Here is a 15,584-nt window from a genome sequence, read left to right on the forward strand (position 1 = left end):
TTATGATAAAACTAGAAGGTATAACGAAGAGTTTCGGCTCATTACAGGTGTTGAAAGGCATTGATCTGGAAATCAACAAAGGAGAAATTGTCAGTATCGTAGGTCCGAGCGGTGCCGGTAAAACGACTTTGTTGCAAATCATGGGCACTCTCGATGAACCGGACGCAGGTACGGTGCAGATTGACGGAACAATAGTAAGCCGGATGAAAGAGAAAGAACTATCTGCGTTCCGTAATAAGAATATCGGTTTTGTTTTCCAGTTTCATCAACTGTTGCCGGAGTTTACGGCATTGGAAAATGTGATGATTCCTGCCCTCATTGCAGGTGTTTCTTCAAAAGAGGCAAATGACCGTGCCATGAAGATTCTGGATTTCATGGGGCTGGTTGACCGGGCCTCTCATAAACCGAATGAACTGTCGGGAGGTGAGAAACAACGGGTAGCGGTAGCGCGGGCTTTGATTAATGATCCGGCAGTTATTCTGGCAGACGAACCATCCGGTAGTCTGGATACACATAATAAAGAAGATTTACATCAACTGTTCTTCGATTTGAGGGACCGTCTGGGGCAGACTTTTGTCATAGTGACGCATGACGAGGGACTTGCCAAAATCACGGACCGGACAGTCCACATGGTGGATGGTATGATTAAAAAACATTAATTAGAGAACCTAACTTCTAAAAATGTATACCAAAAAGGTAGAGCCTTGCAAGTGTTCTATCTTTTAGTTATATATTTATAGTCGCTTCTCTACAGAAGTCTGTGAAGATGATAGTAGAGTGTTTGTTTTGTTTGTGTGTGATGCATTCTTGTCTGGTGTGATAGGAATGCATCTTTTTTTATTAATTATAACAAATGTAGGGCTCGATCCGTTCAAGATCAGCCGGAGTGAACTCCTCATAAAGGGATAGTTGCTTCAGACTTTTTAAGATTCCTTTCTTTTTCCGATATTCAATGATAACCTTTGCTTGATAGTAGTTTATATATGGATGACGCATCATTCGTTCCATGCCCGACTTGTTTAAATTGACACGGTGTGTCTGGCTGGTATCGATAGAAAACCACGGGCGGAGTTTTTCTGCTTTTAGATGAATCTCCTGTAACTGTTCTATCCGGCAAAAGCCTCCCAGCCGTTCGCGGTAATTCACAATCATCCGGGCAATGCTGCTTCCGATTCCCGGAATCTTTTTAAGTTCGGTGGTATCAGCGGAGTTGAGGCTGATGACAGTTCCCGGGTGGTATTTCACAAGTGTGTCCCGTTGTATGCTTTGCATGGTTAATAACCGTACTGTATCTTTATCTTTCGAACTGAAATCTTCTGTGATTTGGATATAAGGACGAAGAGTCTGGTATTGTTCTTTTGTGAGTCCATATATCTTCCGAAAATCCTCCGGATGGCGGAATCTGCCTTGTTTATGGCGATAGTGCAGGATATTCTTTATCATCCACGACGGTAATCCGAGCGAAAGGAAAGTAGTGGAGTCCGCGGTGTTCGGATCAAACACGGCAAGTTTGACTTCCTGTTGCGGGAAGGATGGAAAAGAATGACCGGACCTGTTGTGGGGTTTTGTTTCCCGGAGAGAGGAGAGAAAGTCATTATATTCTTGATCGGATTTCTCATTCTCTGTGCAGTAGCCGGTATCTTCGGCACGAGTGAAAAAGGCAAAGAGTTTAGGAACTGCATATACTCCTAAAATAAGAACGACAAGGACGATAATGCCTTGTCGTTCGGTTTTAGTATAATAAAGGAAGTCTTTCCACATTATAGCTTGATTAATCCCAGTTCATTGATAAATATCAGTGAGATGGCGATTGGTGCGATATATTTTAATATAAAGATGATAAGCTTGTATACCGGTATTTTTAACGAGCCGTCATTGGTGATCTCTGACCATACAATCTTCTTGTCCAGATACCATCCGGTAAAGAGGGAGATACACAGTCCGCCAAGTGGTAACATTATTTTGGCTGTTGCGAAGTCGAAGAGATCGAACATTCCCAATCCGAAAATGGTGAATCCTTTCATGACTCCCAATGATAATGAACAGAATATTCCGAGGAAGACACAACCGCCGGTGACTAACCTTGCCGCTTTTTCACGGGAAAGATTGAACTCCTCGTGAAGATAAGCGGTTACTACTTCGTGTAAAGAAATGGTAGAAGTTAAAGCAGCCATTGCCAACAACGCGTAGAACATTACAGAGAATATATATGCTAGTACGGGAACTCCGCTGAACGCTTGTTGGAATACATTAGGCAGCGTGATAAAGATCAGACTTGGACCTGAATCCGGTTGTATGCCAACCGAGAAGGCTGCCGGGAAGATGATAAATCCTGCCAGTATTGCCACAAAGGTATCAATGATTCCTACGCTGAAAGCTGTTTTAGTCAGGTTGGTTTCTTTACTGAAATAAGAGGCGTATGTGCAAAGGCATCCCATACCCAGGCTCAAAGAGAAGAAAGCCTGTCCCATAGCACTTAAAAATACATTTCCGTCCACCTTGCTAAAGTCGGGTTTGAGCAGGAATTCAATACCCGCACCGGCTCCCGGCAGAGTGACTGAACAAACTACCAGTATGAGGATAATGATAAACAAGGTAGGCATCATGATCTTCGAAGACTTTTCAATCCCTTTTTCTACTCCTTTCACGATGATGAAATGAGTAACCAATAAGAATGCTACCAGCCATACGACCGGTCGCCACGGGTTACTGGAGAATTGTTGGAAAGAAGAGATAAACTCTCCGGAAGTTTTTCCGGCAAAACCGTTGGTGGCAGCCTCAAAAATATATTCAAGTGTCCATCCAGCTACTACTGCATAATAACTAAGTATCAGGAAACCTGCCAATACTCCCATGCGTCCTACCCAACGCCAATGCGTTCCCGGAGCTAATGTTTGATATGCTCTCGCAGTGTTGGCTCTTGAACGGCGTCCTATTAGGAACTCGGCAATCATAATAGGCAATCCCAAGAGAAAAATGCAACCTAAATAGATCAGTATAAAAGCGGCACCTCCATGATTTCCCGTTTCATAGGGAAACCTCCATATATTACCCAACCCGACTGCAGAACCGGCAGAAGCGAGTATGACCCCTAATTTGCTACCGAAGTTCGCTCTATCATTTTTTGCCATAAATCTTGTTTTATCTTACAAATCGTTATAAAATATACGAGTTAAAGTGCAAATATAGAAATTGATACTTATATTTGCACGAAAACTGTAATATTATTTAGATATGCTATCTTATATTAAGAAATATCCTATCTCGCTTTTTATCATTTTGGCAGTGATTTATCTGTCGTTCTTTAAACCGCCTAAGACGGATTTGAATGAAATTCCCAATTTAGACAAACTGGTTCATATTTGTATGTATTTTGGTATGTCGGGGATGTTGTGGCTGGAGTTTTTGCGTGCACATCGCAGGGATCACGCTCCGATGTGGCATGCGTGGGTAGGTGCATTCCTCTGTCCGGTGCTTTTCAGCGGTTGTGTGGAGTTGCTGCAAGAATACTGCACTACTTACCGGGGAGGTGACTGGTTGGATTTTGCGGCCAATACAACAGGGGCGATTCTGGCTAGTTTAGTAGCCTATTATGTCGTACGGCCGAGGATGATGAAGGCTGATTGAAATTTGCTGGTTAGAAGGATTTTCAGGCACGGATTACGCGGATTACACGGTTGTTTTATAAATGCTAATTCTAAAATCCGTGTAATCCGCGTAATCCGTGCCTGAAAAAATAATATAATTATAAGTATTCCACCGTTGAACTAAGTTTGATTCCATTGGAACCTTTTATTAGAATGGTATATCCTTTGGGTTTATCTTCCTGCAAATCCTTTATGACTTCCTGCACATTTGCATAAGTTTTAAACGAATGTTCACTTGCGGCAAACTGTTCTCCCACAAGCCATACTTTCTCAAAATCACTTTCTTTTATGTAGTCAACGATTTTCTGATGTTCGGTCGGCCCTTCAGCACCCAGCTCGCGCATGTCTCCTAATATGAGCATCTTGTGAGGGACTGGCATATTCCGGAAGTTTTGCAAGGCAGCCATCATGCTGGTTGGGTTTGCGTTATATGCGTCGATGATAAGCGTGTTATCTTCCGTCTTTTTAAGTTGGGAACGGTTGTTCTGTGGCGTATACTCTGCCAGAGCTTCATCGATCTTCTTTGCTTCCACTCCAAAGAAACGTCCGATAGTGATTGCGGCCAGGGCATTCGGGAAATTATATTCTCCGATCAACTGTGTACATACTTGATGGGGTTCACCGTCTTTACCGGCTTTCCATTCAAAAGCAAGATAAGGTGAATTACCGGTAATCCGGCCGTTGACGTAGAGATCATCTTCTGTTCCGTAAGAAATCAGGTTCAATCCCTGTGAGATATTCATCAAATAGGTGTTATCGTGATGGATAAAGGTGATGGCATCTTTCTTGCGGAGGAAATCATAAAGCTCGCCTTTGGTCTTGATTACTCCTTCAAAAGAGCCGAATCCTTCCAGATGAGCTTTGCCTACATTGGTGATAATGCCATAATCCGGTTCGACTATTTCGCAAAGAAACTTGATTTCTCCCGGATGACTGGCACCCATCTCAATGATGGCAAGGTCATGTTCCGGTTTCAATCGTAGCAGGGTAGTCGGTACACCGATGTGGTTGTTGAGATTACCTAAAGTATAAAGCACATTATAGGCTTGGCAGAGAACACTGGAAATTAACTCTTTGGTGGTCGTCTTCCCATTAGTGCCCGTAATGCCGATCACTCGCGTTCCGAGTTGGCGGCGATGATAGTTGGCAAGCTGCTGCATGGTTTGCAGGCAGTCGTCTACAAGTATATATCGTTGATCGCCTTCTATGGCATACTGCGCTTCATCGATAATGGCAAACGCGCATCCGGAGTCCAGCGCTAATTGGGCAAATGCATTACCGTTGAACGACTCACCTTTCAAGGCGATAAACAAAGAACCGTCCGGACAGTTCCGGCTATCAGTAGTTACTGATTGGCAATCCAGAAAAATCTGGTAAAGAGCAGAAAGTTTCATAACCTGATCTTTTTATTTAAAACGTTGCAAAGATAGGCTATTCTTTCGGATTTGATGGGAGTTCGGACAGTTTTTTGCTTAGGCGTATATCAAAGGAAGAGTCAGGATCATCCGGCATCCTTCTGTATAAGAAGCGTCGATTCGGAGACTACCTCCTAACTTTTCGGCAATACTCCGGCATATCGGAAGTCCGAGTCCGGTTCCCTGCGTGAAAGAGTCCATTTTGTAGAAACGTTCAAATACTGCTTCCTGTTGATCTTTCGGAATGCCTGTTCCTGTATCGGTGACACTGATTTCAATTTTCTTTTCAGCTTCCAGCACGGAATAAGCGATGCGAATACTGCCATGAGCCGTAAATTTAGTGGCATTATGTGCCAGGTTGTTCAACACTTGTGATATACGTTCCGAATTACTGCGTATGAGCAGGCTTTCCCTTTCAGGTTCGAATAAAACTTCCACATCTTTCTGCTTGTTATCTTTGGCAACTTCAGATGCAAGTTGACAGATCGTATTAAGGTCTGTTTCAGCGTCAGTGGGCAGTTGTTCATATTGATCCAGTTCGGACAGCGTGAGCACATCAGTGACCAGTCGAAGCAAGTCGTTACTGTTGCTTTTGATGATATTGACAAACTCCTGTGTTTCCGGATTGTTGCTGTAATGGTCGCTTAATACCTGCGAGAAGCCTACGATAGAGTTAAGTGGCGTACGGATTTCGTGCGTCATGCTTTGGATAAACGTTGTTTTCATCCGGCTGTTTGCCTCAGCTATATCTTTGGCTTTACGCAATTCTTCCCTCGATACCATAAGTTCTTCATTCCTTATTTTAAGTTCGGCTTCCGAAACTTTCAGTTTGCGTTTCAGGAAGTTTTCTCTATAAAGGAATACAAATAAGATACCTAATAAAATAATCAATGAAATAATCAAGGTTGTTTTATTATGCAACTCCTTCTCTTGTGCCTGAAGCATGAGTTCTTTCTTTTCGGCATTGAGCTTTTCTACATTTAATAAGGTGGCGAATTCGCTGCTGGCCACTTGTTCATTGGCTATTTTCAAAGAGTCATCCGCGTTGATGTACATTTGCAGATATTTGACCGCCAGGTTCATATTCCCCATCTTTTGGTAGATTTCTCCCTGTGTGCGATAATGGATGCTGCTAAGTATACTCTCGCTTAAACGGCGTTCTTCTTTTTCCTGCATCTTTGCGGCTTCCAGCGCTTTCTGATATTGTTTGGTCTGCTGGTAGTATAAACATTCTATGTTATACAGTCTTTTTTTGATAGACTCCAGTCTTTTGTCCTGTTCAAACGCAGCCTGACACTCCTTCAGTAATTCTTCGGCAGCTTGAAAGTCGCCAAACTTGCTATGGTAGTTTACATACTCCAATTTGGCAGATATTTGTTGCGTAGAGGAATTGGCGGTCGCAATGGCTTTTTCCACAGCTTCCAATGCTTCTTTTTGCTTTTTCTGGTCGATGTAATAGTTGGCTATCTGGGCATAAGTTTGGGAGATGTTGTAGTTTTCGAGCTTGTATTTTTCTGTCAGCTCGATTTCTTTCAACCTCCATTCGAACGCCATCGAATCGAATCTTTTGATGGTGTAGATTTGCGACATGATGTTATAGCAACGGGAGAGGCCGGTCTTGTCATCCTCTTTTTGAGCTTCTTTTAGCATATTTTGCACTTCATAAAGTGCTATGTTTGTTCTACTTGTTTTTAGATAATAGGTGACTAATCTGTTCGCCCATGCGAAGTAATAGTATTTAGGCTGATGAGTGGCCTTGGCGAATTCTTTTACTTTGTTGGTATAGTAGATTACGCTATCTTCATTGGTTCCCTGAAAATAAAAATAATCCAGTTGAGTGGCTATGGCTACTGCCTGCATTCGTTCGTCATGCCGTTCGCCGGCCATTCGGAATAAAGTGTCGGACATACTAAGTACAACTGGCTCTAATAAGTATTCTTGACAACGTTGATAATATTCATAGAGAGTAGAGTCAACATTGAAAGTTTCAGCCTCTTTTTGAGCTTTTGCAGTGGCGGTAAAGAACAAAATGAGGAAAAGAAATCCTATGCGAAATAGGGTTAATCGGCTCATGGTATGAATTTTTCGGGTTCTTCTATAGTTTGCAAATATACGTTTATTTCTTCTTTTTAGTACGAATACTTGCTTTTTTTATCTACATTTGTAGGCGATCTAAAAGGAATGTTGTCAATGATGAAACCTATATCTCCTATTTATATAAATGTAAAAGGGCGGTTGCTCGATCTTGCTACTCCGCAGGTGATGGGAATTTTAAATGTTACTCCCGATTCTTTCTATTCCGGCAGCCGGATGCAGACTGAAGAAGACATTGCTGCCCGGGCCCGGCAGATACTTGATGAAGGTGCTTCGATGATTGATATAGGAGCCTATTCTTCACGACCGAATGCCGAACATATTTCTGCCGAAGAAGAGATGCGAAGACTGCGCACCGGTTTGGAAATTCTGAATCGTAATCATCCCGAAGCCATTATTTCCGTTGATACTTTCCGGGCTGACGTGGCGGAAGAATGTGTGAAAGAATATGGAGTCGCTATTATTAATGACATAGCTGCCGGTGAAATGGATCACCGGATGTTTCAGACAGTAGCCAACTTGGGAGTACCTTATATTATGATGCATATGAAGGGAACTCCCCAAAATATGCAGAAAGAACCGTCTTATGATAATCTGATTAAAGATGTTTTCCTGTATTTCGCTCGTAAAGTACAACAACTTCACGACTTGGGAGTGAAAGATATCATTCTCGATCCGGGATTCGGATTCGGAAAGACATTGGAACATAATTATGAACTGCTGGCACATCTGGAAGAGTTCCATATTTTCGAACTTCCCGTTTTAGTGGGAGTTTCACGAAAATCGATGATTTATAAATTGTTGGGAGGAACCCCGCAAGATTCATTGAACGGGACAACCGTATTGGACACTGTTGCGTTAATGAAAGGAGCGCATATCCTGCGGGTGCATGATGTGCGTGAAGCGGTGGAAGCTGTCCGGATCACAGAGAAATTAAAAATAGAGAGTGGATATGACAAATAAGAGGAGGGTGCATGTTTTTTGAGTTTGGCATAAAAGATTTTATCGATATTCTGCTGGTAGCTTTTGTTTTGTACTATACCTACAAACTGATGAAAGCTTCCGGTTCTATCAAGGTATTCACCGGAATTCTGGTTTTTATCCTGATCTGGCTGGTGGTGACGCAAGTGCTGGAAATGAAATTGTTGGGCTCTATTTTCGATACATTGATGAATGTGGGTGTGATCGCGTTGATTGTTCTTTTTCAGGATGAGATACGCCGTTTCCTCTTGACTTTGGGATCTCACCGGCATGTCAGTGCACTGGCCCGTCTCTTTAACGGTTCGAAAAAAGAGTCGTTGAAGCATGACGATATCATGCCGGTGGTAATGGCTTGTTTGAATATGGGGAAACAAAAAGTCGGTGCATTGATTGTCATCGAGCATAACGTTCCTTTAGACGAAGTCGTCCGCACGGGCGAACTGATTGATGCGGCGATCAACCAACGCTTGATCGAAAATATATTCTTCAAGAATAGTCCGTTGCACGATGGCGCAATGGTAATCAGCAAAAAACGCATCAAGGCAGCAGGATGTATTCTTCCTGTATCCCATGATTTGAATATACCGAAAGAACTTGGCTTGAGACATCGTGCAGCAATGGGAATCTCTCAACAGTCGGATGCACATGCTATTATTGTTTCGGAAGAAACAGGCGGTATCTCCGTTGCCTATCGCGGACAATTTTACCTTCGTCTGAATGCGGAAGAGCTGGAAAGCCTGCTGACAAAAGAAAACTGATTTTATAGTGACCTCTAAGAACCGTGGAATCCATGTAATCCGTGCCTTAATTCATCATTAAGCTCATATATGGCTTTAACGGCTGGAGTATTCTATCGGTTAGTTCACTAATATTCATCTGTATATGCGCACCGGGCAGCCGCTCGGTACTATACATACACTTCCCTTTACACAGGTAATAATAACCGTTATTCACCGACAATTGCTTGTCCGACAATTCCAGCTGCATTTCATCTTCGGGGAAAGCCGCGGCATAGATTTGCAGCACTTCTTTGGCATTGATGATACGTGCCATGCCCAACGGATATTGAGGCTGTTGATCTTCGGGAGGTAAGAGTTGAACCATGCACTTATATCCGGTGTGTTGCCTGATAGCATACAATAGGCTATATTCCACATCTTTATCTTCAGCGCAAAGCTCATTGATAATGATATGTTTGTCTCCTTTATATATAATAGTCACCCCCTTGATTTCGTTTTCTTGTCTGGCTGCAAATAAGTATCCTCCGCTGATGGCAAGATCAGTCATAATAACCTGAAAGTCTTCCGGCGTGTGCTGAATACAGCAAGCCCGTTCGGAAAGCTTCTTATTCAAATAGGAATAGGTCTCTTCCTGAAACTCCGAAACCACACTGACCGCTATCTCTTTAGAAGGAATAAACTCCGGTAAAATGATCTCTTTAGTTGAATACTTGAATACGGAAGCATATCCCATGCGGGCATAGTAATCGAACAACCAGGACTCTGCCGGTATCAATGTACTGAAATGTACTCCATTTCGTAACATCCGGGCGAAAGACTGTGATAAAAGCTCTCGCATGACCCCTTTGCTTCGGAAATCGGGATGCGTACAGGCTCCTGAAATATAGGAAGTCTGCACTGTCTCTCCGCCGAAAGTCATCGGATAAGGAAGCATCTGAAGCGCAGAAATTACCTCATCGCCACTTTGGATGGCGACATTCACCTCTGTTTTATAGCGCAGTCTGAAGTACATTTCAACGAATTCTTCACTATCGTCAAAACAGATTTTCCACAATGCTTTTACTTGCTCCTTTATCATCATATTTATAATGGGGTTACCATTTAATCATATTCATGGGATGCTCTTTGAGGCAAGCCATATATTTTTCCAGAATCGTTGCCGGCTGGTAAGACAGTTTGGCTTTGCGCAAACCTTCAATGCCTAAATCCTCTTCCCGGTTGATATAGATATATTGTTCGGGAATCCGGTTGGCGAATTCATAATTAATCATAGCATACGCACCTTCAATGCTGGTATCCGCTTTTTCTACATGCACGCCGAACGTCTCATGATTGATAGGCATACCGAATGTGAATGCGACGATTTTACCGTTCACATGCAGGATGCCTCCCGTCAGTCCGAGTGCTTCGAAATTGTGAAGGGCATAAATCAGGGCGCGGCGTTCGTTGCCTGTCCCCTCCTGTTGGTCACAATTATTCACTTTACACCACTCTGCTTCCAGATCCAGACATTCCTGAATACGGTCCGGGGTAATCGGTGTGTATTCGTAATCCGGATAAGTGTTGCGGAACCGGTTGATATGATTTCTTTTCGCCTGGAATTTCTTCCCTTTCAGCGTAGAAAGATCACTTCTCAAATAAATATAATCCGCATAGTCGCGGTCTTCTGTGAAAGTGAACTGTTCCGGAAGGATGGTCTCAAGATCGGTGCGCATATTGCTGCACACTCCCAGCATACAGAAATGCTGGTTCTCTTTGCGGGCATCTTCTATCAGCTCCCACAATACTGCTTTCAAATCTCCTGCGCCTACGGGCATCATATAAGCAAGTTGATCTCCCGCCCAGAACTTGAATACCAGAAAGTCATCGACCACTGCGAATTGAGTGTCATATAAGAACCTCCAGCTGCAAAGATTGGAGAATGAAAGGTCGCAATTGCGGCGATCACTTTTCATCGTGAATGAGGTGATTGTGGCTTTGTCTGCTAATGTGATATCTTTAAATGGAATCATAAGATTGCTTTTTGCGTTTAACTCTTTATATAACGGAAAATCAAGAGATTTTGTTTTTACAAGACACCTAATAATCGAAGGATCGTAGGTGTGAGCAGTGCAGTGAAGATTCCATTCAGTGTCAGTCCCAAACTGGCGTATGCTCCATATTTGCTGCTGATATCCATTGCGGTAGAGGTTCCGACAGCATGAGCAGCTGTTCCCATCGAAAGTCCTTGGGCGATCGGACTGCCTACACGCATGATTTTCATGGTCTTAAAACCACAGATCGCTCCTAATAAACCTACTGCTACAACAACTGCCGCTGTCAGCGACGGAATACCGCCAATGGCTTTGGTTACTTCCATCGCAATCGGAGTCGTAACCGATTTGGGAGCCAGAGACAGGATTACTTCTTGGGAAGCCCCCATGAACTTCGCAATCAGCACTACTGAAATAACTCCGACGATGCAACCTGCCAGTTGAGACAGAAGGATAGGCAATAACTGCTTTTTTATCATTTCCAATTGAAGATATAAAGGTACGCCTAAAGCAACAACAGCCGGGCGGAGCCAGAACTCGATCAGATGTCCTCCTTTATTATAGGTCTCGTATGAGATATTTGTCATTTTAAGAAAGATGATTAATAGGGCGATGGTCAGCAATATGGGATTTAATAATACCAGTCCTGTTTTCTTCTGAAGCAATTTGGCAAAGAAGAAAATCCCGAAGGTGATAGCCAACAGGAAGAAATTATTCTCTAAGAAACTCATTTGTCTTTATTCGTTAAGTTGATTTTATCTTTAAGGTGCAGTTTCTCCGACAGATGGAAATCCGTCAGGTGAAGTTTGCGCGCCAGCTTAATCTGACGTGCCAGCCTGAACTTGCGGACGATTTGGTGCACCCATCCCGTAACGACAAGTACAAGCGCGGTGCTGACGATGGTAGCTATCACTATCGGCCAGAACTCTGCCGCGATGACATCAAAGTACAACATGAGAGCCACACCGGGCGGAACGAAAAAGAATCCTAAGTTGGCAACCAGAAAATCGGACAATCCTTGTACCCAATGTAATTTGATCCAACCTAATTTTAAAAAGAGGGTGAGCAGCAGCATACCGATGATGCTGGAGGGGAGCTTGATACCCGTAAGATAAACTATTAATTCACCCAAAGCCAAACAGCCAAATAAAATGGCGCACTGACGTATCATATACTAATAACCTATTGATTTTGTTTGAAAACACTGCAAAGGTATGAAAAATAGGAGTACAGTGTTAAATATTATAATATTTTAGACTTGGGAGAGAGAAATAGACGAAATTGTAATGTAGATATTGCAAAATTGAGTACTTTTGCACCGCAAATTACAAATTGTAATGAGGTTTTATAATAATATTCAATATATCTATGCTCAATTTAATCAACCAAATCGTGGCGCGTGCGAAAGCAAACCGCCAACGTATTGTTCTTCCGGAAGGAACTGAAGAACGCACATTGAAAGCTGCCAATATGATTTTGACAGACGAAGTAGCTGATCTAATTTTACTGGGTAAACCGGCAGAAATTAATGAACTTGCTGCAAAATGGGGATTGGGAAACATCGGTAAAGCTACTATCATTGATCCTGAAACTTCTCCGAAACACGAAGAGTATGCGCAGTTGTTGTGTGAACTTCGTAAAAAGAAGGGGATGACTATCGAAGAAGCCCGCAAATTAACGAATGATCCTTTATTCTTTGGTTGTTTAATGATGAAGAACGGTGACGCTGACGGTCAGTTGGCTGGTGCTCGCAACACTACTGGTAATGTATTGCGTCCTGCTTTGCAGATTATCAAGACTGCTCCGGGAATCACTTGCGTATCTGGTGCTATGTTGCTCCTGACTCATGCTCCCGAATATGGAAAGAATGGAATTTTGGTCATGGGTGATGTGGCCGTAACTCCGGTTCCTGATGCTAACCAATTGGCGCAGATTGCAGTTTGTACAGCGCAGACTGCCAAGGCGGTTGCCGGTATCGAAAATCCGAAAGTTGCTATGTTGAGTTTCTCTACCAAAGGTTCTGCTAAACATGAAGTGGTAGACAAAGTAGTAGAAGCAACTAAAATAGCTAAGGAAATGGCTCCGACTCTTGATTTGGACGGTGAACTGCAGGCAGATGCGGCTCTTGTTCCTGAAGTAGGTGCAAGCAAAGCTCCGGGTTCGGAGGTAGCCGGACAAGCAAATGTACTGATCGTTCCGAGCCTGGAAGTAGGTAACATCTCTTATAAGTTAGTTCAACGTTTGGGACATGCTGATGCTATCGGCCCGATTCTTCAAGGTATCGCTTGCCCGGTAAACGACTTGTCTCGTGGTTGTTCTATTGAAGATGTATATCGTATGATTGCTATCACGGCTAACCAGGCTATTGCTGCAAAGGCAAATAAATAAGTATTAGGTATAAAGTAGTAAGTATTAAATTGACAACGAAATGAAAATTCTGGTATTGAACTGCGGAAGTTCATCTATTAAATATAAATTGTTCGATATGACCAGCAAAGAAGTGATTGCGCAAGGTGGTATCGAAAAAATCGGTCTGAAAGGATCTTTCTTGAAACTGACTTTGCCGAACGGTGAAAAGAAAATTCTGGAAAAAGATATTCCTGAACATACAATAGGAGTAGAGTTTATCCTGAATACATTGATTCACCCCGAATATGGCGCTATCAAATCTTTAGATGAGATTAATGCGGTAGGTCACCGTATGGTGCACGGAGGCGAACGTTTCAGCGAATCTGTATTGCTGAACAAGGAAGTGTTGGAGGCTTTTGCAGCTTGCAATGATCTGGCTCCGCTTCACAATCCTGCAAACCTGAAAGGTGTGAATGCAGTTTCTGCTATTCTTCCTGATATTCCGCAGGTAGGTGTATTTGATACGGCTTTCCATCAGACCATGCCGGATTATGCTTACATGTATGCTATTCCTCACGAATTGTATGAAAAGTATGGTGTGCGTCGTTATGGCTTCCACGGAACTTCTCATCGTTATGTGTCAAAACGTGTATGCGAATTCCTGGGTGTGAATCCGGTAGGACAGAAAATTATCACTTGTCACATTGGTAACGGTGGTTCTATCGCTGCTATCAAAGATGGTAAATGTATGGATACTACTATGGGCTTGACTCCGTTGGAAGGTTTGATGATGGGTACTCGTAGCGGTGACATTGATGCCGGTGCAGTAACATTTATCATGGAAAAAGAAGGCTTGAATACTACTGGTGTTTCCAACCTGTTGAACAAGAAGAGCGGTGTACTGGGTATTTCAGGTGTATCAAGCGATATGCGCGAACTCTTGGCTGCTTGTGCGGCTGGTAATGAGAAAGCTATCCTTGCAGAGAAAATGTATTATTACCGTATCAAGAAATATATCGGAGCTTATGCAGCTGCATTGGGTGGTGTAGATATCATCCTGTTTACTGGTGGTGTAGGTGAAAATCAGATGGAATGTCGCCGTGAAGTTTGTAAGGATATGGAATTCATGGGTATTGAACTTGACAACGATGTGAATGCTAAGGTTCGCGGTGAGGAAGCGATTATTTCTACTCCTGCTTCTAAAGTGAAAGTAGTAGTGATTCCGACAGATGAAGAACTGTTGATCGCATCCGATACAATGGATATTTTGAAGAAATAATAACTGAACTGATTTATATTGTACGGGGATGTGCCAAGATTGGGACATTCCCGTCTTTTTTTTGTTTTAGTTTTTATCTCATTGTTCCTTCCATTTACTTCCAAGAAACAACATTGTTATTATTATTGTTATTTGTAACTTACAGGTTTGCTTGTTCTTAAAAATACCTGTATGTTTATTGTGTAATTAAATAAAGTAATAGTAACATGTTAAAAGTAGTAGCATTTATGAGGCAAGTGGCTAATGGGCTACAAATGGGGGAAAACTTTGGGACGGCTCACGTGTATCGTAGCAGTCTCAATGCCATTATTGTTTATTGTGGGAAAGGAGATTTCACTTTTGATAAAGTAACTCCGGGATGGTTGAAAGGTTTCGAAATACATCTTCGTAGCCGTGGTTGTAGTTGGAATACAGTTTCAACTTATTTGCGCACATTTCGTGCAGTCTATAATCGTGCGGTCGATCTTCAGAAAGCCCCTTATGTACCGAATTTGTTCCATTCGGTTTATACCGGTACTCGCGCTGATCGTAAGCGAGCTTTATGTGAGGAAGACATAAAAAAGGTATTTGCAAAATTACATTCATCGGTTGCAACTCCGGCTTTGCGATGTACACAAGAGTTATTTACTCTGATGTTTTTACTTCGTGGTTTGCCTTTTGTCGATCTCGCATATTTGCGTAAGAGTGATTTGCATGATAATGTGATTACTTATCGTAGGCGTAAGACAGGGCGTACCTTGTCGGTGACATTGACTCCGGAGGCAATGCTTTTGGTGAAGAAGCACATGAATTGTGACCCTTCTTCTCCATACCTTTTCTCATTGTTGAAAAGTCCTGAAGGAACAAAAGAGGCATATCGAGAGTATCAGTTAGCATTGCGCACATTTAACCGGCAATTAATGTTGTTGGGTGAATTGTTGGGGCTGGGCGATAAATTGAGTTCATACCTCGCGAAACATCATACAATCTCTATCTAATTGAAAATTAAACAGTTATTTCTGTTTAATTAATATCAGGTAACGATTTAGAAACGAGCGAATTACAAT

General features: G+C 42.5%; 14 protein-coding genes and 1 pseudogene. 7 read left to right on the forward strand and 8 right to left on the reverse strand.

What is annotated here, in order from left to right; translation table 11 throughout:
* The first annotated feature begins 2 nt into the window (after positions 1-2).
* A complete protein-coding gene (locus GD631_RS07070) occupies positions 3-659 on the forward strand; it encodes an ABC transporter ATP-binding protein (protein ID WP_143256971.1) in 657 nt (218 codons plus the stop codon).
* Positions 660-840: 181 nt separating this feature from the next.
* Here the strand turns inward: GD631_RS07070 and GD631_RS07075 are convergent, their stop codons facing one another.
* The gene (locus tag GD631_RS07075) at positions 841-1,761 is read right to left on the reverse strand and encodes a ComEA family DNA-binding protein (protein ID WP_143256972.1); all 921 of its coding nucleotides are present in this window, start codon (positions 1,759-1,761) and stop codon (positions 841-843) included.
* A complete protein-coding gene (locus GD631_RS07080; protein ID WP_143256973.1) occupies positions 1,761-3,131 on the reverse strand; it encodes a sodium-dependent transporter in 1,371 nt (456 codons plus the stop codon). Before GD631_RS07080 ends, GD631_RS07075 begins: the two co-directional genes overlap by 1 nt.
* Before the next feature lie 103 nt (positions 3,132-3,234).
* Here GD631_RS07080 and GD631_RS07085 point away from each other — a divergent pair, with 103 nt between their 5' ends.
* The gene (locus tag GD631_RS07085) at positions 3,235-3,627 is read left to right on the forward strand and encodes a VanZ family protein (RefSeq protein ID WP_143256974.1); all 393 of its coding nucleotides are present in this window, start codon (positions 3,235-3,237) and stop codon (positions 3,625-3,627) included.
* Between the two features lie 118 nt (positions 3,628-3,745).
* Here GD631_RS07085 and GD631_RS07090 read toward each other — a convergent pair whose 3' ends face one another.
* Positions 3,746-5,041, reverse strand: coding sequence for a UDP-N-acetylmuramoyl-tripeptide--D-alanyl-D-alanine ligase (locus GD631_RS07090; RefSeq protein ID WP_143256975.1), 1,296 nt, complete (start codon positions 5,039-5,041; stop codon positions 3,746-3,748).
* Between the two features lie 78 nt (positions 5,042-5,119).
* On the reverse strand, positions 5,120-7,135 hold the full coding sequence (locus tag GD631_RS07095) for a tetratricopeptide repeat-containing sensor histidine kinase (RefSeq protein ID WP_143256976.1): 2,016 nt from the start codon (positions 7,133-7,135) through the stop codon (positions 5,120-5,122).
* Between the two features lie 117 nt (positions 7,136-7,252).
* Between GD631_RS07095 and folP the strand changes: the two genes are divergently transcribed.
* Both folP and cdaA read left to right on the forward strand, forming a co-directional pair.
* Positions 7,253-8,119, forward strand: coding sequence for a dihydropteroate synthase (gene folP / locus GD631_RS07100; protein ID WP_185911596.1), 867 nt, complete (start codon positions 7,253-7,255; stop codon positions 8,117-8,119).
* Between the two features lie 11 nt (positions 8,120-8,130).
* Positions 8,131-8,895 carry a diadenylate cyclase CdaA gene (cdaA, locus tag GD631_RS07105; RefSeq protein WP_004299718.1) on the forward strand — a complete coding sequence of 255 codons (765 nt, stop codon included), beginning with the start codon at positions 8,131-8,133 and terminating at the stop codon, positions 8,893-8,895.
* Positions 8,896-8,941: 46 nt separating this feature from the next.
* On the opposite strand, the gene GD631_RS07110 is transcribed toward cdaA, so the two are convergent.
* The 4 genes from GD631_RS07110 to GD631_RS07125 are packed head-to-tail and all read right to left on the reverse strand — an operon-like array spanning position 8,942 to position 12,081.
* Positions 8,942-9,958, reverse strand: a complete 1,017-nt coding sequence (locus GD631_RS07110; protein WP_143256977.1) for a GNAT family N-acetyltransferase — start codon at positions 9,956-9,958, stop codon at positions 8,942-8,944.
* Positions 9,959-9,971: 13 nt separating this feature from the next.
* Positions 9,972-10,889, reverse strand: a complete 918-nt coding sequence (locus GD631_RS07115; protein WP_143256978.1) for a DUF2156 domain-containing protein — start codon at positions 10,887-10,889, stop codon at positions 9,972-9,974.
* Positions 10,890-10,945: 56 nt separating this feature from the next.
* Positions 10,946-11,641, reverse strand: a complete 696-nt coding sequence (locus tag GD631_RS07120) for an LrgB family protein (protein WP_004305057.1) — start codon at positions 11,639-11,641, stop codon at positions 10,946-10,948.
* Positions 11,638-12,081 (reverse strand): CidA/LrgA family protein, encoded by a 444-nt coding sequence (locus tag GD631_RS07125; RefSeq protein ID WP_143256979.1) that lies wholly within the window; start codon positions 12,079-12,081, stop codon positions 11,638-11,640. Before GD631_RS07125 ends, GD631_RS07120 begins: the two co-directional genes overlap by 4 nt.
* A 197-nt stretch (positions 12,082-12,278) precedes the next feature.
* Between GD631_RS07125 and pta the strand changes: the two genes are divergently transcribed.
* From pta to GD631_RS07140, 3 genes and pseudogenes are all read left to right on the forward strand, one after another.
* Complete coding sequence (pta, locus tag GD631_RS07130; RefSeq protein ID WP_009039813.1) at positions 12,279-13,298, forward strand: phosphate acetyltransferase; 1,020 nt, start codon at positions 12,279-12,281, stop codon at positions 13,296-13,298.
* A gap of 40 nt (positions 13,299-13,338) precedes the next feature.
* Entirely contained in the window at positions 13,339-14,538 is a 1,200-nt protein-coding gene (locus GD631_RS07135) for an acetate kinase (protein ID WP_143256980.1), read from the forward strand.
* Between the two features lie 206 nt (positions 14,539-14,744).
* Positions 14,745-15,497: pseudogene (locus tag GD631_RS07140) on the forward strand (tyrosine-type recombinase/integrase); the annotation flags it as partial.
* Between the last annotated feature and the right edge of the window lie 87 nt (positions 15,498-15,584).

The sequence above is a fragment of the Bacteroides luhongzhouii genome (assembly GCF_009193295.2).
GTDB classification, from domain to species: Bacteria; Bacteroidota; Bacteroidia; order Bacteroidales; family Bacteroidaceae; genus Bacteroides; species Bacteroides luhongzhouii.